This window comes from Agarivorans sp. 2_MG-2023, assembly GCF_030548085.1.
Classification (GTDB): Bacteria; Pseudomonadota; Gammaproteobacteria; order Enterobacterales; family Celerinatantimonadaceae; genus Agarivorans.
In genome coordinates, this window is record NZ_JAUORQ010000016.1 from 12,582 (window position 1) to 34,533 (window position 21,952).

The following is a 21,952-nucleotide window of genomic DNA, read 5'->3' on the forward strand; positions in this document are numbered from 1 at the left end:
TTCCTACTTTATTTTAGCTGAGCTTCTAGTTCAGCTTTTTTATCTGTAAGTTCAGGTTCTAGGTTCCTGAGGTTGTCCAGTACACCTTTCGCTTTCTTTGTCTGTTGGTCCGCAATCAGTGCTTCTACGTAGTGAAGCGCTATCTCGTTACTGGCTTGCTGTTGATAGCTTTGTTCAAGTGCAACAGTGGCTTGTTGAACTTTGCCCGCTTTTAGCAACATGTAACCGTAGGTATCGGTAACTTGTGGAATGTCGGGCTTTAGAATGTGGGCTTTTTCAGCATACAGTAAAGCTTCAACAGGTTTGCCCATTTCATGATAAACCCAAGCCAAGTTATTTAATGCAATAACGTTCTCAGGTTCTTTTTCAATAATGACGTGATATTGAGCTAACGCTTCGTTTGGCTCAGCTTGCATTTGTAGCTCCGCTAGCTGAAGTTGTAGCGGTTGAGCTGCTTCTTTATGTTGCTCCATAGCAGACTTTATAAAGCTAATTGCCTGATCGATGTTTCCTGCATTTTTATAGGATTTAATCAATAGGTTAGCGGTTTGAGTGCTAGGGTATTTTTTATAAAGTGCATCGAATGTTTCGATTGCTGCTGGCCAGTTTTTTTGTACTAAGTAGATGTAACCTTGTTGTTGCAAGGCTGCTGGCGTTTCAAGCTGAAAAGGTTCAAGTTGATCGAGCGCATCTTGACTGGCGACAGCGTCTCCAGCTTTTAGTTGCAGGACTGAATTTACAAAAATAATCTTTTGATTGGTTTTAAACAGCTTCATTGCTTGGGTACTAAGGCTTACCGCTTCTTTCAGTTTTCCCGCTGCTTCTAAAATATTAATATTTTTAACGTAGGCCACTAATGACAATGGTGAGTTCTCTAACCATTCTTTAAAAGTGGCTACAGCTTTATCTTGTTGTTCAGCTTGAAGGTATAAATCACCAATTAATTGCCAAACTCTATCGTCTCTTAGCATTGGGTCGATTTTCTCAAAGGTGGTAATTGCCTGGGGAAAATCTTTTTTAAATAAGTAGTAGCGCCCTAGTTGCTCAGTCAGCAAGGTCGACTCGGGAGCAGTGGCTAGCTGTTCATCAATTAAGCTTTTTACTTCTTCAATCTTATCAATCTGCGAAGCGTGGCTCATTAAGAACTCAAAGGCTCTTAAGTTTTCAGGCTGCTCAATTTTTACCTCGTAAACTAATTGATAAGCTTTATCAATTTCACCTTTTTGTACATATACCGATGAACTAAATAGTTTAGCCGCTACATCGTTAGGCTGATCTTTGAGGATTGCTTGATAGGCGCTAAGTGCTTCGTCGTAACGCTCTTGTTGCTCTAAAATCGCGCCTTTAAATAACTTAACGCTTTGATCTGCGGGATGCTCTGCTATCCATTGGTTCAAGGCTTTAAGCACTTCTTCCGTATTGCCTTGTTGGTAGCTATAGGTTTGCAATCCTAAAAATGCTTGAGCGTGGTTAGGTTGCTCAGCGAGTACTTCATTGAGAATTTCTATACCATCGAGATCATTTTGCTTTAACTTAAGTAAACCAAGTTTAGCTTTTTCTGCTAAACCACCAGATTGAGCCGCTTTCTCAGCAATCTGAATGGCTTCCTCGGTTCTGCCTAAGCGGTTTAACTGTAAACTTACCGTACTTAAAAAGTCGCTATCTTGCGCCGCTGCAATAGAAGGTTGGTTGAGTTGGTTAAACGCGCTATCTAGCTGGCCTATTCGAAACTGAGTTGTTACGTATAGTCGTTGCGCTAACGCGTTGTTGGGATCTTTGTTGATCACTCTTTCTAACTGAGTGAGGGCTTGTTCATACTTTTGCAACTTATAAGCTGAAATGCCGGCCACAATTTGGGTAGCGGTGTTGTGTGAACCATTTTGTAGCGCTTTGGTTGATAGCTCAAAAGCAGCATCGAAGTCTTCTGCTTGAAAACGAATGTAAGCTTTTAACTGGTTACTTAACATATGGTTAGGCGCAACCTTAAGAATATTATTCAAATAAGGTTCAGCTTCATCAAATTGTTTGTTTTTAACCATTGCTTGGGCTAAGTACAAAGTAAATTGAACCGCTTCTGGTGCCAGTTCGACGGCTTTTTGGTAAGCCAGTACTGCGGTTGCGTTATCATCGGCTAGAGAAGCTAAATGACCTTTAAGTAACCACACATCGGTATTATTGGGTGCTTCTTCACTTAACTGATTAATGGTTTCGTTAGCGCTCGCCAGTTGTTGGTCTGCTGCGGAAATACTGGCTTTCACCATTTTGGAGTAAGTGCCTTCAATGCCTAACTCTTGCGCTTGGCTTAAGGTGGTTCTCGCTTGATCAATTTGTCCGTTTCTAAATAGTGCTAAAGCATGAATAGCCAGTAATTCAGTTTCTGTTTCTAGTTTGAAAGGACGGTTATCTGACAGCAGGCTACCTATTTCATCGGGTTGACCTTGATTTAGGTAAGTTCTGGCCAAAAGCGGAATGACTTGCTCTTTTTCTGCATTGAGTTCTAAAGCGCGATTTAGTTCTTTTTCGGCAGCTAAATAGTTGCCGCGTTCTAAATATATTTCGCCAAGCGTTAAACGAGCTTGAGCCAAGGCCGCATCTTTTTTAATGGCATTTTTTAATTCGATGATAGCGGCGTTTTGATTGTTCTCTGCTAGATAGCCAGACGCCTTAGATAAATGCTGTTCTGCAGAATCCCCACCGCACGCAGTTAATGCCATGGTTAAGGCTGTGGCAGCCAGAATTTTCTTCATTCCAAACCTATGATTGCTCATATTATTCCCTGTTTGTTGGATTGATAAATTACGTTAAAATCATACAGCTTAATTAAGCTTATGTCCTACTTTGTGGGGTGATTTGTTGCTATCTGAAGGAAGGCTCTTACTTTCTGTTTCAATATGCGGTTTAATTAGCATTAGAAAACTGTTTTTCAAATTAAATGGATGTATACATGGACGTAAGTATTGCCGTAATTGGTCTAGGTTATGTTGGCTTGCCTTTAGCGATTGAGTTTGCCAAAAAACGCAGCGTAGTTGGCTTTGATATTAACCAAGGGCGAGTATCTGAGTTACAACAAGGTGTTGACCTAACACAAGAAGTTAGCAATGACGAATTGCAAGAAGTTGCAGGCAATATGTCGTACAGCTGTCAAATTGAAGATTTGGCAGCATGTAATGTTTTCATTGTTACGGTACCGACGCCAATCACCGAGCATAAACAGCCTGATCTTACGCCCTTAGTACGTGCCAGCGAAACCGTGGCCAAAGTACTAAAGCCTAACGATATTGTTATTTACGAATCTACTGTTTACCCAGGCGCAACTGAAGAGCAGTGTGTACCGGTACTTGAGAAAAATTCAGGCTTGGTATTTAACAAAGATTTTTATGTAGGCTACAGCCCTGAGCGAATTAACCCAGGCGATAAAACCCACCGTGTATCTACCATCAAAAAAATCACTTCAGGTTCTACTCCAGAAATAGCCACTATCGTAGATAACTTGTATGGCGAGATTGTTGTTGTGGGCACCCACAAAGCGAGTAGCATTAAAGTCGCTGAAGCCGCAAAGGTGATTGAAAACACTCAGCGTGATGTAAACATTGCCTTAATCAATGAATTAGCACTTATCTTTAATCGTTTAGATATTGATACTGAAGCTGTATTGGAAGCCGCCGGCACCAAATGGAACTTTTTACCATTCCGCCCAGGTTTAGTTGGCGGTCACTGTATTGGCGTAGATCCGTATTACTTAACCCATAAAGCTGAATCAATTGGGTATCGCCCTGAAGTTATTTTAGCGGGACGTCGTATCAACGATAACATGGGCCGTTATGTGGTATCGCAATGTATAAAAGCGATGGTTAAACGCAATATTTCGGTAGTAAACAGCAAAATTCTTATTTTGGGCTTAACGTTTAAAGAAAACTGTCCTGATATTCGTAACACCAAAGTTATCGATATTGTGCATGAGTTTGCAGATTATGGTGTGCAGGTAGACACCTATGACCCATGGGCCGACAAACAAGAATGCCATGACGAATACGGTATTGATTTAGTTGAGTCTCCAGTAGCGGGAAGCTACGACTCGATTATTCTTGCGGTTGCTCATCAGCAGTTTAAAGATATGACAGTTGAAGACATTCGAGCCTTTGGTAAGTCAGAGCACGTGCTTTACGATCTTAAATATCTATTGCCAGCAGATGCTAGCGATTTACGTTTGTAATTGGAGCTAAACAGTGACACGTTTTCAACAAGTTTGTGAGCAATTACGGGCGCAACCTAAAGTATGGGCCATTTCTGGTGTAGCGGGTTTTATAGGCTCTAACTTGCTAGAGGCCTTGCTCAAGCTAAACCAAAAAGTTATTGGCTTAGATAATTTTGCTACGGGGCACCAACATAACCTTGATGAAGTGAAAGGTTTAGTTAGCGAGCAGCAATGGCAACAGTTTCAATTTATTGAAGGCGATATTCGAAGCCCTGAGACCTGCAAGCAATTTGTTAGTGGTGCCGATTACGTGTTGCATCAAGCTGCATTAGGGTCAGTTCCTCGTTCAATCAACGATCCCATTACCACTAATGAAGTGAATATCTCTGGTTACTTAAACATGTTGGTGGCCGCCAAAGAGCAACAGGTGTCAGCCTTTGTTTATGCGGCGTCTAGCTCAACTTATGGTGACCACCCTGATTTGCCTAAAGTTGAAGATAAAATCGGTAATCCTTTATCTCCTTACGCTGTGACCAAGTACGTGAATGAGCTATACAGCTCGGTGTTTGAGCGTACTTATGCTTTTCCATCTATTGGTTTGCGTTACTTTAATGTGTTTGGCCCTCGCCAAGATCCTAACGGCGCTTATGCCGCAGTTATTCCTAAGTGGACAGCGGCGTTGATCGATCAAGAGCAAGTGTTTATTAATGGTGATGGCGAAACTAGTCGAGATTTTTGTTTCATCGACAATGTTGTGCAAATGAATATTTTGGCTGCAACGGCAGGTTTATCTAGCAGTGAAGTCTTTAATGTTGCTTTAAATGATCAAACTAGTTTGATCCAGTTATACGACTTGCTGAAAGAGAACCTCGCTCAGCACGGTGTACAGCGTGAAGCTAAACCTGAGTATCGTGATTTTAGAGCCGGAGATGTTAGGCATTCGAGGGCAGATATCAGTAAAGCTAATCAACTGCTTGGATATGATCCTGCTTTTACTATTGGACAAGGTTTAGCACTTGCGATGCCTTGGTACATTAATCAGTCTACTCTCTAAAATTTGATTAGATTGGTGCTGTTGGCTTACAGCCTATGAAAGCGTAAAGAGTTGAAGCAGTACTATGACCCTTTCAAGGAATGAAAGAGCGACCCAAGCAATAAACCAGCGGCAAAATAATCGCTGGTTTTTGTCTTTATTGTTTAACGCATGGTGCATTATCAAAGGCTCAGAGATTGCTCTGCGAGTTAGCCAATAATGAGCGCTGCAAAGCTACGTTGGCAAACCGTGCAAACCTTGGATGAGTTGTTTTCTTTAGAGCAACAATGGAATCAATTAGCATTAACGTGCAGCGCGAGTTTGTTTAGCCAATGCAGTTGGGTGAAACAATGGGCTGAGCAGTTCTGGCATTCAGGATGTTGTTTGAGCTGTTTAGCTGGATTTGATGGTGAGACCTTAGTTGCTCTGGCCCCATTTTACTCTCAAGTTGAAGGCCGCTGGCTAAAATTGCAGCGGCTATCAGTAATGGCTCAAGGGGAAGAAGAGCGTGCTGAACTGGCCTCTGAGTATCCAGATGTTTTGGTTAACCCTGTATATAAGGGCATAGCTCAGCCGGCAATATTAGAATGGTTCACACAGCTTAAGGTAGATGTGTTTTATTGCCGAGCCTTGAAACAAAGTAGTGTGTTGTATGAGCTTTTAGCAAATCAGCCAAAGCTGATTGTGAATAGCGCTAGAGGCTATTCGTTGAACTCTGAGGGTTGGTCAATCAATCAACTTAGCCGCAACGGGCGCTCGCAATGGCGACGGGCGGATAAGGCCTTAAAGCAGCAGAAAGCCGAGTTTACATGGCTTAACAGCGATGAGGTTAACCTGCAGTGGCCAGCATTAATTGCTTTTCACCAAGCTAGATGGAAACAGAAAGGTAAAGCAGGAGCCTTCGCCGACTCTCGTTTTATTGCTTTCCATGAACAGTTTGCTAAAGGTTGCCCGGAAAATGTAGCAATGAGCGGGGTCTTCATTGCAGGTAAAGCAATAGCCTTAAATTACTACTTACTCGACCAAAATAATTTGTACTTTTATCAATCTGGTTGGGATGAGCAAACTTACTCTCGTTATTCGCCTGGCTTTGCTTTGCATGTTTGGAGCATTATTAACAACCCGGTTACGCGCTATGATTTTATGATGGGTGCACAAAGCGAAAGCTATAAAGCCAAATTTTCATCTGAAGAAACTAGTATGGCTAATCTTTATTTTATTAACTCTCCTTGGAGGATAAGACTATTCAAGCTCGTCAACAAAATCCTTTAGGGGCAAGAAGTGCTCCGCTAGGAAGAAAGCAATTTCCGGTAAAAGAAAAAATTGCGCCTTTGGCGTTTTTCTTTTTGTGTTTATATACGGTATCGGTCTTAGTTAGACCCCACGAGTTCTCATTATCTACCGCTAACTACATCATTATTAAAGTATTCGCGATTTTGTCATTCGGCTTTACTTTACTCACGTTCCGACCTTTAAAGCTATATCCTCAGCACTACTTATTATTGGGTTTAGTGCCGTTTATCATGGTGTCAGCTTTTTTAAATGGTTGGGGCACCGGCGGGATCTTTCAGGCGCAGCGACTATTTGTTAGCTCTATCATTCCGTTTTTTCTCTACAGTGCTTTAGTGGCAACTCCTGGTCGGCAACGGATCTTAATGTTGATATGCATTACCGCGGCACTTGTCATGGTGTATAACGGCCACATTCAACAAGCGTCATTTAACGGTAAATATGGTATCGGCATAGGCGACAGTATTACCGTTGGCCGAGAAGAAATGCGTATCAGTTACCTTGGCTTTTTTAGTGATCCTAATGATTTAGGTATGTTTCTGGTGATGAATATGCCATTTGTCGCGTATTTTTACGGGCGCGGTGGTGGTGTCGTCAAAATTCTGATGCTAGCGATATTTGTGGCCTTGGGGTACGGCGTATTTATGACCGGTTCTAGAGGTACCTTACTGGGTACCGTTGCGGTTGTTAGCTTGTATTTCCTTATTAGTAACGCGGGCGCTCGTTTGGTGTTGTTTGTGTGTTTAAGCGCACCGATTGCTGCAACACTGTTAGCTTCGTTTGGTGGTTTGTCTTCTTCGGAGTCTTCTGCGGCTGGGCGTTTAGACGCTTGGTATGATGGAATACAAATGCTCATTCACAACCCCGTATTTGGTGTGGGCATGGGTAACTTTATGGATGAACACGGTAAGGTAGCCCATAACTCTTATGTGCATGTGGCCGGAGAGTTAGGCGTACCAGGTTATAGCCTCTGGGGGGGCGCTTTAGTACTAAACATGCTGGTGGGTTACGCTATTTTAAAACGTTTTAATTGCTACCCAAATGAAGAAGATCCCGATGACTTAGACGTAAGTGAAGAGAAATCGAAGGAATATAAAGAAGAGGCGAGTTTAAATAAAACGCTGTTTTACTCAATGATTGGCTTTATGGTTACTGCATTCTTTTTGAGTCGTCAATTTACGCTATTAATGTTTATTTTTATGGGAATGCAAACAGCCAGTCACCTACGTTTAATGAAACTACGGCCAGATTTAACCGAGATGTTCTCATCCAAAATGGTATGGCGATGCATGGGATATAGTTGGGCGGTAATTGTGGCTGTTTATTTGACCCTAAAAGTGGGTTTATAAAATTAGATTAGAACGTAGCCTTGCACAGCAAGGTTTAAAGCAAAGGATTAACTAGGTTAAAAATGCAATTATTTTACTACAAGGATGAAGTGGGCAATTTTGGGGATGACTTAAATCCTTGGTTATGGCCACAGTTACTGCCTGATTTTTTTAATGACGATGAATCAGAATTATTGGTTGGAATAGGCACTTTGCTTAACCATCGTTTACCTAACGATAATACTTTGCACATAGTGGGGTCTGGCGTGGGGTATGGTCAATTACCTGAAGTGACAGATAATTGGAAAGTGCACGCGGTAAGAGGGCCTTACAGCGCCAAAACGCTGAACTTAGATCCAAGTACAGTGGTAACAGATTCAGCCTTATTACTTCGAAATGTAATGGAACCTACTCATAAAGAAAATGGTGATATTGGCTTTATGCCGCATTACCTTAGCTGTCGCAGCGCTAATTGGGAAAGCATTGCCGAAGCCTGCGGGTTTAGGTTTATTTCACCTGAGTGGTCAGTAGATAAAGTATTCGCCGAAATGGCGCAGTGTAAGTTAATGCTTACTGAAGCAATGCATGGGGCGATTGTTGCTGATGCACTGCGTTTACCCTGGAAAGCGGTGATATTAGGTGACCACGTAAACCAAGTGAAATGGCAGGATTGGTTATCTACCGTAGAAATGCAGTATCAGCCGGAGTCTGTTCCCAATTACTTTTATAGCCCTGCTAATAGCCCTGTTAGCGCTATTAAAGATGAACTTAAGCGGCAATTGCAAGGGCTTGGTTTGGGTAAAAACTGGTATAAACCTAAACCGCGCAACTCTAGCGATAAAACGCGTTCTGAGGTATGCAAGGGGTTAACGGCAATTGCCAATAATGCTCAGGGCGAGCTAAGTGGTGAGCTTGTTCAAAACCAACTCATTGCTCGCCTTAATCAGTGCTTAGAAGCGCTGCAGTCTCAGTAATAATTGACAAGGCATAACTCATGACAGCAGCTGTTAGCATAATTATTCCCGCTTATAACTCCGCCGCGTTTATCGGTAAAGCCATCGACTCGATCCTTGGCCAAAGCTTTAGCGATTATCAAATTATCGTGGTAGATGATGGTTCTAAAGATAATACCGTTGAGGTCTTACAAGCTTATGGAGAGACGATTACCATAATCTCACAAGCCAATGGTGGAGCTTCTAGGGCTAGAAATACCGGTATACAAGCTGCCACGGGGGAGTTTGTTGCTTTCCTCGATTCTGACGATTTATGGCGAAGCCAAAAGTTGGAACTGCAAGTGAAAGCGATGCGAGAAAACAACGATTGGGTAGCGTGTTACAGCGAAACCTCATATAAAGCCGATGAAGAACAAGGTCTAACTAAAGATAAGCAAAATGCTACGTTAGTGGCTAAAAATCTTGAGCAAGTTTTTTTACATCCGTATTTAGTAACGTCGTCGTTTATGGTTAAGCGAGAAACATTAAGTCAAGTGGGTTTGTTTGATGAGCGTTTAGAGACGGCGGAAGACATCGACTTATATTTGCGAGTTGCAGAGCATGGCATTATTGGCCAAGTGCAAAAAAGCTTAGTGTGGAAAGCCGATATAGAAGGGAGCTTGGGAAGTTTGCTCTCTTCTTATCAAGATAACCTCACTGTAGTCGACTCGTTTCTTGTGCGTCAAACGAATCGGCAAGAGCTGTGGCGGGATTTAGCGAAACAGGTAAAGGCAAAAATCTATTTGGATTGGGGAAAAGACTTACTGTGGAATCAGCAAGCCTTTTCTGCAATGAAGGTATTGTTTTCATCTTTAAAACAACGCTTTCGAGTTTTTACTCTGTGGCTTATTGCCAAGGCAATGGTGAAGGCCCTTATCAAATCAAAGCGCGGTTAATTTAGCTTTTGCTTTAGGCGTACTGCTGCTCGAATCAATTTAGATTGGTTGTTCTTTTTGATAGAGGTTCGGCAATAGTGTTTGAGTAACTCTAGTTTGATTGCAAGTGGATTGCTCAACTGTGTTTGTAAGGAAAAGTTGTCAATAATCGCTTTGGTCAATGGCTGTGCTTTATAGGTGACTTGGCTAATACCACTGTCGTTCTCACCGTTATCTACAATGTACATTGCGGCTTCAAAAGGAATGTAATTATAGGTAGCCCCCGCTTTTTCGAATAACTCATTAGCGTGTTTGTGGCTACCTAAGACGTCGTAAGTTATAAAGTCGTCGACACTGCTCAACAAAGAATTTTGGTTAGCAAAAGAAGCATTATTTAAGTAAGGTTTAAATAGATTAGCTCTATAGACGTTACAGGTTCCGCAAGAGTGATGGAAAGGGTGTATTTCATGAACGATGTTACTGTCTAGCTTATAGCCAAAGCCTTTGTTAATAATGAAGCCATCATTCTTGTCTTTGTTGTCGTAAATATAGGTAACTAAATCTTTGTGTAGGTAATCGTCGGCGTCAATAAATGCAATGAACTCAGCGTCATTACTTAAAGCCGTATTTATTCCTGTTAGGTATTTAGTCCCTTTGTCTTTGCGAACGTTATTCCATTGTTGCTGCTGAGTTTCATCATCAATGACTTCTACTTTCTCGGTGGGTGGGAAATCTACGAAGATGAGCTGAGTATCAATGTCTCCCGTATTAATTGAGAGTTTGGTTCCTTCATTACATACAATAATCAGTTGAAAATTTTGATTAGATTGATTCTTGAGTGAATCGATAGTCTTTTGTAGGAGTTGATTGACACGGCCAAAATCATTGGCGGTTGCAGGGTGCCTTAGGCAGGCAACAATAGAAAGCAAAATGTAGTCCTTTTAGTTTTACTTTAATCGGTGTTGGGTTTAGCTCTTCCTGAGCAAGTTGATGACTTCTTTTAAAGACATTTTATCTAGTAGCCAAATTAGCCCAATATAACATAATCCACCAACGGTAATTTGGATCGCAAGTTGGAAAATTGGTGTAAACATTGGGAGTTGCTTTAATGCGTAAACGGCTGCTAGCATTCCGGCGCCAGAGAGCATAGGGGCAACGAGTAATTTCACAAAATGACTAAGCTGGGTACCTAGCGCTCTGCTATTTCTCCAGGCCACACTTAAGTAAGCAAATGGAAATCCACATAACCAAGCAAGAGCAAGCCCTATCGCGCCATAGTTAGCCGCTACAATAATGCTAATAAACATTATCGTCGCCATAATACTAAGATTTATTAGCATGTGGTTCACCAGTTTTAGGCTCTTTAACGCAGGATTAAACAGTTCTTCACTAAAGCGCAGTGGCATGATCATCAGCATGATGGTAGTGGGGACTATCGCACCAAGCCATTTTTCACCAAGTAGCAATGGAATGACTAAATCAGTGACTGAAGCCAAACCCCAAAATATGGGTAAGGTTAAACTTATACATAAGCGCTGTGCTTTTAACACGTACTTTGAAATTAGCTCAGGTTGGTCCTGAATTTTAGAAAAGGCAGGGAAGGCTACCTGGCGTAACAAGGGCATAATCTTCTTTTGCGGCATTAAGGCGACCTGTAAACCGATTGCATAAAGGCCTACCTCGGTTGGGCTCATAATTCTGCCTGCAATGGCAACATCCATGTGCATAAATACGTAAAATAGTACTGACTGTATTGATAGCATACCGCCGAATTTCAACATCGCGGTAATATCACTAATTCTGAAGCTAGGGAGAAAGTTGATAGGCTTGGCCGCAAAAGTTAATAACGCTCGCAGGCTAATAAATATTACCTCTCCTATCACTAAAGCCCAGAAACCATAGCCCATAAATGCCATTACCAAGGTGGAAATAGCTGCCGCAATGTTGGATATGGCCGCAATAATCGACACCTTCTTAAATTCCATATTTTTTGCTAGTAAGGCTGCGGGAATTACCTCTAAGGCTAAAATAATGAAACACCAAGCATTCACTTTGAGAATTTTACTGACTACTTCCGATTGATAATAGCTACCTGCGACATCGGCTAAAGAATACTGCAGTACAAAAAAGCCCACATGGCTAAGGATTATTGCGCCAAATAGTTGTTTTAGACTTTGTTTGCTTAAGTGTTTCTCTTGGATTATTGAAGAGGTAAATAAAGATGCAAGTAGCAAATTTAAAAAGCCAAATAACACATCTGACATTGCCACTAGGCCGTAGTCATCAGGGCTAAGTAATCGAATCACCCAAAAGGTCATTGCCCATCGCAATAGCTGGGTAACTATTTTTCCCATAGCAACCCACTTTAGGGATGATAAAACTTGGCTTTTTAGCTTGGAGTTGTCGGTCATCGTGTTACTTATATTGCTCGCTTGGCAGGGTTTAGTGATATTGCTTAGGCTGGTATAAACCTAGCTTAGCCAGCAGATACTTCACTGGTTTCTTAGCGTTTTTAATGCTTAATTTGCTTAAGTGCTTTAATGTGAATATAGCTACATATACATAGTGTTTAAAAGAGAACGGGTAGTTTATCTGTTTTGCCCAAACCACAATTTCTTTTAACAATGGGTCATCACTTACCAGCATGCCACCGATAAAAGCATCTTTATGCTGTTGATATACCGCTAGGTCAAAACAATCTTTATATAGAGAAAGCTGATTGGTCATATCCAACGTCAGCATAGTGCGTAAGCATTTATCACAGTAGGAGCAGTTTTCAGCTTGGTCTCCCTTCACACAAACATCTAACACTTTGTATGACTCTGGATTTTTAGCCACCACTGCAGTTTTTTCAACTCTGGTGTATTCGCTACCTACAGAGTGGCTTTGCAAAGACTCTGTAGATAAAAGCGGTAGACTAAACACATCACTGTAGGCCATGTCGTAACTTGAGCCGACGAACAGATCTTTATAACTATAAGCAGATGAATAGAGAAAATGACCGATGTGTTCCTGTAACAACATTGGAATAGCTGCGTTACGAATGGTATGGGTAAGTTGAAAGTCTAGTGCCCTACCATAAAAATCATTCATGTTTGAATTCACCATGATAAAAGGCAGTTGCCAATTATCAGCCGATTGCTTTAGTTGCGCGTAACGCTCTTTAAACAAACGCTCCTTACCTTTCCCGTGAGAACCAACATTGTTATACAACAAATGTGTCACTTTACGAGCGGAGGGTGTTGATTCAGTAAAGTAGTCGGTAAGAGTGCAAAATGAATCTACGCCCGCAGAAAACCCTGTAATCACACCCTTGGCTCGGCTTGATTGACTAGAGGTTTTCTCGGCGCTAATTTTAATTCTATTTAATTGGGGGATTTGTTGGATCACTAGAGTTTGATAAGCGCCGTTCAGATTAAACAGCAACTGTTCTGAAATAGAGCCTGCAATATGAATATTCTCGTTAGCTAACATTGCAGGTAGCAATAATGAGACTAAGGCTGTATCGGCGTTAGTTGAGAGGCTAAGATTGCCAAAATGACTAACTTCGAACCATAGTTGCTGAGCCTGACCGCGTAGGTCAAAATTAACCTGATAAACAATTGCACCCTCTTTTGAGGCAATTGAAACTGGACTAATGTCCATACAGCGTTTTCCTTAACACGAGAGAATCCCTTATTTGAGACTTAGGCTAACGTATCTATGTTTAAATTAGTAGTAAGCGAAGCGTTTAAATTTTTGCGCTTTAGCGCCAAAATGTCGCCGATGTGCAGAGTTAGAACATCAGTACTGCACTGTATATAGGGTGCTTGTACTTCGCTTAAATGTTAGGCTAGTGGCCAAACAGCAAGCGATTGATTATTGACACAATACGCGCCTTTTTTGTTTTCGCGTGCTAAACCTTAGCGATTGTTCAACATACGGATATGGAAGTCACTGATGGCCATTTACCCATCTTTTTTACGTAAAATTTTAATGCCCAGCTATGAGGCAATTAAAGGTAAACAATTACTCAATCACCTAAACGGCTATGAACAACGGCTAACATGGTCTAAAGAACAGTTGTTAGCGCATCAATGGCAAGAGCTACAAAAGCTGTTGGCTCATGCTTATCAGCATACTCAATACTACCCAAAAGTGTGGGCTGAAGCGGGCATTAACGATCTCAGGGATATTGCCAGCCTAAGCGATTTTCAGCAGCTGCCTATAGTGACTAAAAATGATATTAAACAGCATTATGCTGAATTTGTATCTGATCAGCATCCTAACAACATCCGCAAATCTACCGGGGGCTCTACTGGTCAACCGTTTCATTTTGAATTAGACCTGAATAGCAATACACGCCGAGAAGCGGTGATGTGGCGTGGTTATGGTTGGTTAGGTGCGGGTTTGGGCCAAAAAACGCTCTATCTTTGGGGGGCTGATTTAGGTCAACCTTCACGCTTTAAGTTAATCAAAAATGCGCTATACCACGGTTTTTATAACCGTAAAATGCTTAATTCATTTGCTATGAATAACAATAACAAGCAGCAATATGTAGATGACATTAACGCCTACAAACCTACTGCGATGGTGTCTTATGTAAACCCCTTGTTTGAGTTGGCGCGTTACATTAACGACAACAATATTAAAGTGTGGAAGCCGAGTACTATTTTAACCGGCGCAGAACCATTGCATGATTTTCAGCGCGAAGAAATAGAACGGGCATTTCACACCCCGGTTTATAACACCTTTGGTTGTCGCGAGTTCATGCTAATGGCGGCCGATTGCCAAGAGCAGCGTAACTTGCATATTAATGTGGACCACTTGGTAGTGGAGACCATTGATAGCGAAGGGCAGGCGATTACCGGTAGTAGCGGTGATTTACTGGTGACCGATTTATACAATTATGGGATGCCTTTGATTCGCTATGTCAACGGTGACAGAGCTACGCTGGTGGAGGACGCATGTGGTTGTGGCAACCCTTTACCTATTATGGCAAGTATTGATGGCCGCAAGCTCGATATTATTAAGACCCCATCGGGTGGAAGTATTCCCGGGGAATTGTTTCCGCATTTGTTTAAAGAGTTTGTGGGTATTTCGCGCTTCCAAATCATTCAGCAGCAGATTGATCAAGTGACCATGAAAATTGTGGCTAACGAACAATTTGGTGATAGCGACAAAGCAATGATTACTGAAGAGATCAATAAATATAGCCGCGGTGAGCTTACTTTACACTTCGAACTAGTGGACGATATTCCGCTTACTGCCAGCGGCAAACATAGGGTTACCATCTGTGAAGTCTAATCCTGCAATGGTGATCATTACCAACTTGTACCCACTGCCATGGGAACCCAATCGAGCTAAGTTTAATCATCAACAGTTTGAACTGCTTAAATCCGAATACGCATTAAGCATTTTGGTGCCGGTAGCGTTTCCCGAATGGTTTAAACACCGCAAGCAGATTACTCAAAGTGACGCAGTACGTTACCTACCGTACTTTTATACACCTAAAATAGGCCGCCGTTTTTATAGCGTTATGATGTTTTTGTCGCTGTTAATTCATAGTGGTTTTTGGTTAAAGCGCAAGCAAGCTAAGATTATTATGGCTAGCTGGGCATTTCCTGAGGCGGTGGCAAGCAGTTGGTTGGCTAAGCTGTTTGGCGCGCGTTTTTTCTTTAAGGTTCATGGTAGTGATATAAACCAATTGGCCAAAGACCCCGCTCGAGCCAAACAGATTAAACATGCTAGTAAAAATGCTTTGGGTATATTGTCTGTCTCTCAAGCGCTAGCCAAAGAAATGGCAAACTTGGGTATTAACCAAGACAAGGTATCGGTGATTTACAACGGTGTTGACCATCAAAAATTTGGTGTGGATACCAAAAGACCTTTTGCTCAAAATTACTTACTTTATGTGGGTAACTTAAAAGTCGATAAAGGGGTGATGGAGCTGTATCAGGGTTTTGCTGAAGTGGCTGTTCAACATCTTGAGTTACAATTAGTCTATGCGGGCACGGGGGCAATGAAAGCCACTATTGAGCAACAGGCCAAGGCCGATGGTTTGGCAGAACGTGTTCACTTTTTGGGGTCCGTGCAACATGCGCTTTTACCTGCGTGGATTAGCCATGCCCAATTGTTAGCGCTGCCTAGTTATGCTGAGGGAGTACCTAACGTAGTATTAGAAGCAATGGCTTGCGGTACCCCAGTTTTAGCAACTACTGTAGGTGGGATCCCTGAGGTGATGGATGCATCTCAATGCGGGGTGTTGATCCCTCCTAAAGATAGCGCAGCGGTAGCGGTGGGATTAACCAAAATACTCACTAGTGACTGGGACAGACAAGCCATAAAGCAGCATGCAAGTCGTTTTTCTTGGCAGGTTAATCAGCAGCAGTTTTTAAGCATGTTGAAAAATGGCGAAGCTTAAAAAGATAAGTTAATGAATTGCTGGGGCTAAGCTGGTATTTTGTTACACTGAACAGCTTGTTTTAACGCGATGTGATTGGCTCAAACGGATTTGTAGTTGATGTTAAGTAAGATCAAATATCTTATACGAGATAAAGTTTTACCAGACCGATGGTTTTTGATAAAAAAAAGCGCGCAACAGCCGGCTTTATATCTCACCTTCGATGACGGCCCATATCCCGAATTTACGGCCTTGTTACTTGATTTACTGGCTAAACATCAAGCAAAAGCGACGTTCTTTGTGTTGGGTGCTAGAGCTGAAAAGTTTACAGCGTTAACTAGTCAAATAGTTCAAGAGGGTCACGCCCTCGCGAATCACTCCTACAATCATCCACGTTTTGACCATATCTCTATTACTGAACGTAATCAGCAAATTGAAAAAACTAACAGCGCGATTAAGCAGCTAACTCATACTGATTGTCGCTTATTTCGTTCGCCGCAAGGCCGTTGGGATTCTTCTTTACTTCGTTATTTGATTCGCCGTGGTATTACCGCTGTGCATTGGAGCCGTGACTCTCTTGATTATAAAAAAGAACCTACCGAGCAATTGATTAAACGTTTTAACGACCAGCCGGTTACTGCTGGCGATATAATTTTATTTCATGATGACAATAACTTGTGCATAGACGCATTAGCGGTGCTTATTCCGCAATGGCAAGCGCAAGGTTTTGAACTTAAAGCACTGGAGAGCTAAGTTAAAATGAATATTTTATTCCACCATCGTACACGTGGCAGAGGTGCCGAAGGCGTACATATTCGCGGGGTGGTAAAAGGGCTGAGAGAATTAGGCCATAAAGTGAGTATTCTGTCGTTACCCGGTGCCGACCCAGAAGAAGAGCTACCTACCACTCCAGGGCCAAAAGAAGCAGCCCAGCAGCCCAGCAGCGCGGCGAAGCCTCCTTTAAAGAAAGGCTTGTTTTCTCGTTTAACAGAGTTAACCAAATATACCCCCGAGTTTGTGTTCGAATTATTTGAGTTGGCTTTTAATTTGCTCGCATGGTGGCGTTTACGTAAAACGGTTAAGCAGCAAAATATCGAGCTTATTTATGAACGCTATTCGTTGTTTATGTTTGCTAGTGTGTGGTGGGCTAAAAGACACAATATTCCTATCGTGTTGGAGATTAATGACTCTTGTTTGGTACATCGTGTGCGAGAGCTGTTTTTTCAACGCTTTGCCCGCTCGGTAGAACGTTGGATATTTAGCAATGCGACTGGGTTAGTATTTATTTCTAGCCGTTTCCAGCAAGTCGCGCAAGATGCCTACCCAGATATAGCACCCTCGGTTATTTCGCCGAATGCCGCTGACTTAGACCAGTTTGTAATAGATAAACCCGCCGCCCAACAACTACGTGAAAAGCTTAAGGTAGAAGACAAGGTCGTTGTGGGGTATGTGGGGGCATTTGTGCATTGGCACGGTATTGATTGGTTTGTTGACCTGATAGCAGAGCGCCTTAAAGATTATCCCAATATAGTGCTGTTGCTGGTGGGTGATGGGGCCTGTTACGACAGTATTAAGCAACGCATTGCTAGTGCTGGGGCCGAATCGCAAATTATTATGCCAGGGCGAGTCGCTCATGACCAAGTACCCACGTATTTGTCGGCGATGGATTTTGGTATTTTACCCGACTCAAATGATTATGGCTCGCCGATGAAGTTGTTTGAATTTATGGCTATGGGTAAAGGTATGGTAGCACCAGACTTTACCCCTATTGATGAAGTAGTGGCAGACGGCGAAACCAGTTGGCTATTTAAAGCCAATGACCGTGAAGCTTGTGTTGAGAAAGTTTTAGCCTTATCTGCGCAGCCAGATCAACAACGGTTAGTGGGCGAACAAGCGCGCGCTTATATAGAGCGCGAAAGGCAATGGCGCCACAACGCTGAACAACTATTAACATTGGTGAAATGATGGAACGATTGAAAGCTGATTTCCGCCGAAAACAAGAAATCTTTAAGGAAGACGGTGCTGATGTGAGCATGTTGCGAATAGTGATGGCTGACGGTTCAAGTGCCAATATCCTTTACCGCTGTATGCGCTGGTTTGCCACTCATCGTTTAGGTTTAGTAGCGTACTTTTTTCAATGCTTGAATAAGTATATCAATGGCTGTGTTATTGGCAGTGGAGCTGAGTTTGGCCCAGGTTTTGTGATCATGCATCCGGTAGGCATTGTGATTAACTCCAAGGTACAAGGTGAAGCGAACATCACTTTAGAAAGTGGGGTGGTCATTGGTGATGAAAAAGGCAAATCTCCGCGCTTAGGCTCGAATATTTTTGTCGGCGCTGGCGCTAAAATAATTGGTGATTTACACGTTGCTGATAAGGTGAAAATTGGTGCCAATGCAGTACTCACCAAATCAGCTGAAGAGGGCGTGACCATGCTAGGGATTCCTGCTCGTCCGTATCAGCGAACAACCGAACAAGCGGAGCAATAGTGATGGAGCTAATTTTTTGGATTGCGGTTGCGCTCATCGCTTATAGTTATGTTATTTACCCCTTAGTATTGCTGGTTGTGAGCGGTATTAAACAAGCTATTCGGGATACTCGCTATTTGTGGCGTCGTTATGAACGTCGTTCTGATGAGCCCGAAAACTGGCCTTCAGTATCAATTATTATTGCCGCCTACAACGAAGAGCAATGCCTGCAGCAGCGCATCGATAACTTACTGCAGCTTAATTACCCTAAAGATAAACTAACCATTCATATTGGTTCTGATGGCAGTACTGATTCTAGCGCCGATATTTTAACGGCAGTGGACGCTAGCCACTTTAAGGCCCATATTTTTGAGCAAAACCGCGGCAAAATAAATGTGCTTAATGATCTCGTTGAACTGGCCGAAGATTCGATTTTGGTGATGTCTGATGCAAACACACATTTTGAAGCCGATGCCATTGAGAATTTGGTCCGTCATTTCGATAGCGACGATATTGGAGCGGTATGCGGTGAGTTGCATTTAGTCGACTCTGAATCAAAAGATAACAAAGACGGTATATACTGGCGTTATGAGCAAATGCTTAAGTTTCATGAGTCCCGTCTTGGCGCGTTACTTGGAGCGAATGGCGCTATTTATGCGATTGCTAAACCGCTCTATCAAGCCCTGCCAGCCAACACGATTGTTGATGACTTTATGATTGTTATGAACGTATCTAAAGTAGGCAAAAAGGTCTTATATGAGCCAAACGCAGTGGCTTACGAAGAAGTGGCTCCTTCACTTCATGACGAAGAAAAGCGTCGTATTCGAATTGGTACTGGTAACTATCAAGCTTTCACACGCTGTTTGTGGGCGCTAAACCCTTTACAAGGTGCGCGTTTCTTTTCTTACCTTAGCCATAAGGTGTTGCGCTGGTTTACTCCGCATTTAATGCTAGTGGCGCTTGTCTCTAATGTACTTTTAGTCACAGAAGCATGGTACACCGGCCTATTGGCCATTCAAATCGCCGGCTACTTAGTCGCTGCGTGGGGAAATAGCCGGAGTAAGCAGGGAAAAAGCCTACCTGGTAGCATCGCTTTTTTAACTTTTTTTGTATCAATGAACATGGCTTTATTAAAAGGCTTTTACTCATTCTTGTTTAAAAATGTGCAAGGCACATGGCAAAGGACTTCACGGTGATCATCTTTTCTATTTTCTTCTTGCTGGCGCTGCTTGGGGCTGCATTGGTAAGCTTTATTATTCGCAAAAAACACATGCATTTGTGGCTGTCTCATTACTTAAAGCAAAAGTTTAGGCCGAAAGCTCATTTTGAAGGGCCTACGCATGTTTTGTTCTGTTTTGTTGACCACTACGAGCCGCAGTGGGGCAAGAATATTAGCTTGGAACAAGAACGAGCTAGGGTTGACCGGTGGTTTAACGAGTACCCAGAAGTTGCGGGCAAACACAAAGATGCAGACGGTTACTTTCCTAAGCATTCCTTTTTCTACCCAGAAGAAGAGTACCGATTTGAACATTTAGCCAAAGTAGCCGATTTATGTGCACGAGGCTTTGGTGAGATTGAAATTCACTTACATCATGACGATGATACCAGTGATAATCTGCGTAAAACCCTAGAAGTTTTCACTGAGTTGTTACATGAGAAACATGGGGCTTTTGTCCGTTGTGAAACCTCTGGGAAGCTACAGTACGCCTTTATTCATGGAAACTGGACCTTGGATAACTCTCACCCCGATGGGAAGCTTTGTGGGGTAAATGATGAGCTAATTGTACTAAGAGAAACCGGTTGTTTTGTCGACTACACTTTCCCATCTGCACCGAGTGTTACGCAACCTGCAACGGTTAATGCTATTTACTACGCTAAAGATGACCCACATGCGCCTAAATCTCACAATACCGGCAAAATGGTGAAAGTAGGTGGTGAAACTTGGGGGGATTTGATGTTGATTAACGGCCCCTTAGATTTGAACTGGAAAGCCCGCAAAAAGGGGATTTTCCCACAAATTGAAAATTCCGATATCCGTACCAGCATGATGCCGACCAAAGACCGTGTAGATTTATGGGTCAATGCCAATATTCATGTTGAGGGCCGGCCAGAATGGCGTTTCATCAAGATCCATACTCATGGTACTCAAGAAGCAGACATGCCAACCTTATTAGGTAAACCTTTCGATGACATGTGTAGCTACCTAGAGAGCAAGTATAATGACGGTAGCAACTATGTATTGCATTATGTGTCGGCGAGAGAGATGTACAACATGGCCAAAGCGGCAGAAGCTGGTGAAACAGGCAACCCGCACCTTTATAGGGATTATGTGGTTAAAGCGCCACACTATAAAACCTTAGAAGAGCATGCCGATGCTGAGTAAAGCCAAAATAAGGAAGTTCTTATTTGGTGCACGTACCGTTTCTGATAAGCGCTGGCAGCAGCGTTCACCAGGGGTGTATGTATTTAATTATCACCGGATTGGCGATGCTCGCTTTAGCGAGTTTGATCCCAATGTTTTTAGCTGCACATCAGAACAGTTTGAGCAGCATTTACGTTTCTACAAACAAGAGTTCACGGTAGTAAATGAATCTGAGTTACTCAGCCTATTAGATTCGAATAAACCGATTAGCAAGCCTTATGCATTGATTACTTTTGATGATGGCTATATCGACAGTTACCAGCATGCTTTCCCTTTGCTTAAAAAGCATGATTTAAGCGCTGTGTTTTTTGTGGTGACCGAATATACCGATGGCGGAAGTTTTGCCTGGTGGGATGAAGTTGCCTGGCTGGTTAAGCATTGCCAGCTTAGTCAGTTAAAACTAGAACATTGGCCTGATGCGGTTGATTTAACGGGCAAAAATGAAACTCAAAATATTCGTAAAGTGCTGTATGCTTTTAAAGCTGATCAGCAGTTTTCGATGGATGAAAAGTTAGCTCAACTTAGAGTGCTATGCAAAGCGCCCGTTTTGCCCGGCTCCAACAGTTTGTTTGCTAATTGGCAACAGCTTAAAGAGATGGCTGATGCTGGGATGACGATAGGATCGCATACTCAAAGTCATCCCATTTTGGCTCACTTAACGCCGCAGCAACAACGTATAGAATTGCATGAGTCACGTATCTTTATTCAAGACCAGTTGAGCAACTCAGTGAGTATGTTAGCGTATCCCGTTGGCAGAACGGATAGCTTTACTGAGCAGACCCAAGAGATGGCTAAGCAATGCGGCTATCGTCTCGCATTTTCTTTTATGAACGGGATTAACACTAAGCTGACAGAGCAAAGTGCGTACTCACTAAAACGTATTTCAGTTGATGGCAATAAATCCGTAGAGTCGCTTAAAGTTCAAGTGATGGCGTTGCATGACAAGTTAGCGCGTTAGCGGGCTAAC

18 protein-coding genes are annotated in these 21,952 nt (G+C 42.5%); 14 read left to right on the top strand and 4 right to left on the bottom strand.

The window, feature by feature from the left end; genetic code table 11:
- Positions 1-8: 8 nt before the first annotated feature.
- On the bottom strand, positions 9-2,768 hold the full coding sequence (prsT, locus tag Q4549_RS19220; protein WP_303554058.1) for an XrtA/PEP-CTERM system TPR-repeat protein PrsT: 2,760 nt from the start codon (positions 2,766-2,768) through the stop codon (positions 9-11).
- A gap of 176 nt (positions 2,769-2,944) precedes the next feature.
- On the opposite strand from prsT, the gene tviB reads away from it, so the two are divergent.
- The 6 genes from tviB to Q4549_RS19250 all read left to right on the top strand — a co-directional run bounded on the left by tviB (position 2,945) and on the right by Q4549_RS19250 (position 9,734).
- A complete protein-coding gene (gene tviB, locus Q4549_RS19225; protein WP_303554056.1) occupies positions 2,945-4,213 on the top strand; it encodes a Vi polysaccharide biosynthesis UDP-N-acetylglucosamine C-6 dehydrogenase TviB in 1,269 nt (422 codons plus the stop codon).
- 13 nt (positions 4,214-4,226) lie between these two features.
- On the top strand, positions 4,227-5,249 hold the full coding sequence (locus Q4549_RS19230) for an SDR family oxidoreductase (RefSeq protein ID WP_303554054.1): 1,023 nt from the start codon (positions 4,227-4,229) through the stop codon (positions 5,247-5,249).
- Between the two features lie 198 nt (positions 5,250-5,447).
- The gene (locus Q4549_RS19235) at positions 5,448-6,500 is read left to right on the top strand and encodes a GNAT family N-acetyltransferase (protein WP_303554052.1); all 1,053 of its coding nucleotides are present in this window, start codon (positions 5,448-5,450) and stop codon (positions 6,498-6,500) included.
- A complete protein-coding gene (locus tag Q4549_RS19240) occupies positions 6,458-7,867 on the top strand; it encodes an O-antigen ligase (RefSeq protein ID WP_303554050.1) in 1,410 nt (469 codons plus the stop codon). Before Q4549_RS19235 ends, Q4549_RS19240 begins: the two co-directional genes overlap by 43 nt.
- 62 nt (positions 7,868-7,929) lie before the next feature.
- On the top strand, positions 7,930-8,820 hold the full coding sequence (locus Q4549_RS19245) for a polysaccharide pyruvyl transferase family protein (RefSeq protein ID WP_303554049.1): 891 nt from the start codon (positions 7,930-7,932) through the stop codon (positions 8,818-8,820).
- 20 nt (positions 8,821-8,840) lie between these two features.
- Positions 8,841-9,734: a glycosyltransferase gene (locus tag Q4549_RS19250; protein WP_303554047.1), complete on the top strand. Its 894-nt coding sequence runs from the start codon at positions 8,841-8,843 to the stop codon at positions 9,732-9,734.
- Here the strand turns inward: Q4549_RS19250 and Q4549_RS19255 are convergent.
- The 3 genes from Q4549_RS19255 to Q4549_RS19265 all read right to left on the bottom strand — a co-directional run bounded on the left by Q4549_RS19255 (position 9,731) and on the right by Q4549_RS19265 (position 13,358).
- Positions 9,731-10,642, bottom strand: coding sequence for a glycosyltransferase family A protein (locus tag Q4549_RS19255; RefSeq protein ID WP_303554045.1), 912 nt, complete (start codon positions 10,640-10,642; stop codon positions 9,731-9,733). The two genes, Q4549_RS19250 and Q4549_RS19255, sit on opposite strands and share 4 nt — an antisense overlap.
- Positions 10,643-10,681: 39 nt before the next feature.
- Positions 10,682-12,067 carry an oligosaccharide flippase family protein gene (locus Q4549_RS19260; RefSeq protein ID WP_303554043.1) on the bottom strand — a complete coding sequence of 462 codons (1,386 nt, stop codon included), beginning with the start codon at positions 12,065-12,067 and terminating at the stop codon, positions 10,682-10,684.
- Between the two features lie 88 nt (positions 12,068-12,155).
- Complete coding sequence (locus Q4549_RS19265) at positions 12,156-13,358, bottom strand: hypothetical protein (RefSeq protein WP_303554041.1); 1,203 nt, start codon at positions 13,356-13,358, stop codon at positions 12,156-12,158.
- A 294-nt stretch (positions 13,359-13,652) separates the two neighbouring features.
- Here Q4549_RS19265 and Q4549_RS19270 point away from each other — a divergent pair, with 294 nt between their 5' ends.
- The 8 genes from Q4549_RS19270 to Q4549_RS19305 all read left to right on the top strand — a co-directional run bounded on the left by Q4549_RS19270 (position 13,653) and on the right by Q4549_RS19305 (position 21,943).
- Positions 13,653-14,999 (top strand): phenylacetate--CoA ligase family protein, encoded by a 1,347-nt coding sequence (locus Q4549_RS19270; RefSeq protein ID WP_303554040.1) that lies wholly within the window; start codon positions 13,653-13,655, stop codon positions 14,997-14,999.
- On the top strand, positions 14,989-16,116 hold the full coding sequence (locus tag Q4549_RS19275; RefSeq protein WP_303554038.1) for a glycosyltransferase: 1,128 nt from the start codon (positions 14,989-14,991) through the stop codon (positions 16,114-16,116). Before Q4549_RS19270 ends, Q4549_RS19275 begins: the two co-directional genes overlap by 11 nt.
- Positions 16,117-16,272: 156 nt before the next feature.
- Entirely contained in the window at positions 16,273-16,848 is a 576-nt protein-coding gene (locus tag Q4549_RS19280) for a polysaccharide deacetylase family protein (RefSeq protein WP_303554036.1), read from the top strand.
- Positions 16,849-16,854: 6 nt separating this feature from the next.
- Positions 16,855-18,060, top strand: coding sequence for a glycosyltransferase family 4 protein (locus tag Q4549_RS19285; RefSeq protein ID WP_303554034.1), 1,206 nt, complete (start codon positions 16,855-16,857; stop codon positions 18,058-18,060).
- Positions 18,057-18,584: a serine O-acetyltransferase gene (locus tag Q4549_RS19290; protein ID WP_303554032.1), complete on the top strand. Its 528-nt coding sequence runs from the start codon at positions 18,057-18,059 to the stop codon at positions 18,582-18,584. The genes Q4549_RS19285 and Q4549_RS19290 overlap by 4 nt, the downstream gene beginning before the upstream one ends.
- Before the next feature lie 2 nt (positions 18,585-18,586).
- Complete coding sequence (locus Q4549_RS19295; RefSeq protein WP_303554077.1) at positions 18,587-19,759, top strand: glycosyltransferase family 2 protein; 1,173 nt, start codon at positions 18,587-18,589, stop codon at positions 19,757-19,759.
- Positions 19,738-20,946, top strand: a complete 1,209-nt coding sequence (locus tag Q4549_RS19300) for a hypothetical protein (protein ID WP_303554030.1) — start codon at positions 19,738-19,740, stop codon at positions 20,944-20,946. Before Q4549_RS19295 ends, Q4549_RS19300 begins: the two co-directional genes overlap by 22 nt.
- Entirely contained in the window at positions 20,936-21,943 is a 1,008-nt protein-coding gene (locus tag Q4549_RS19305) for a polysaccharide deacetylase family protein (RefSeq protein ID WP_303554028.1), read from the top strand. Before Q4549_RS19300 ends, Q4549_RS19305 begins: the two co-directional genes overlap by 11 nt.
- Positions 21,944-21,952 lie beyond the last annotated feature (9 nt).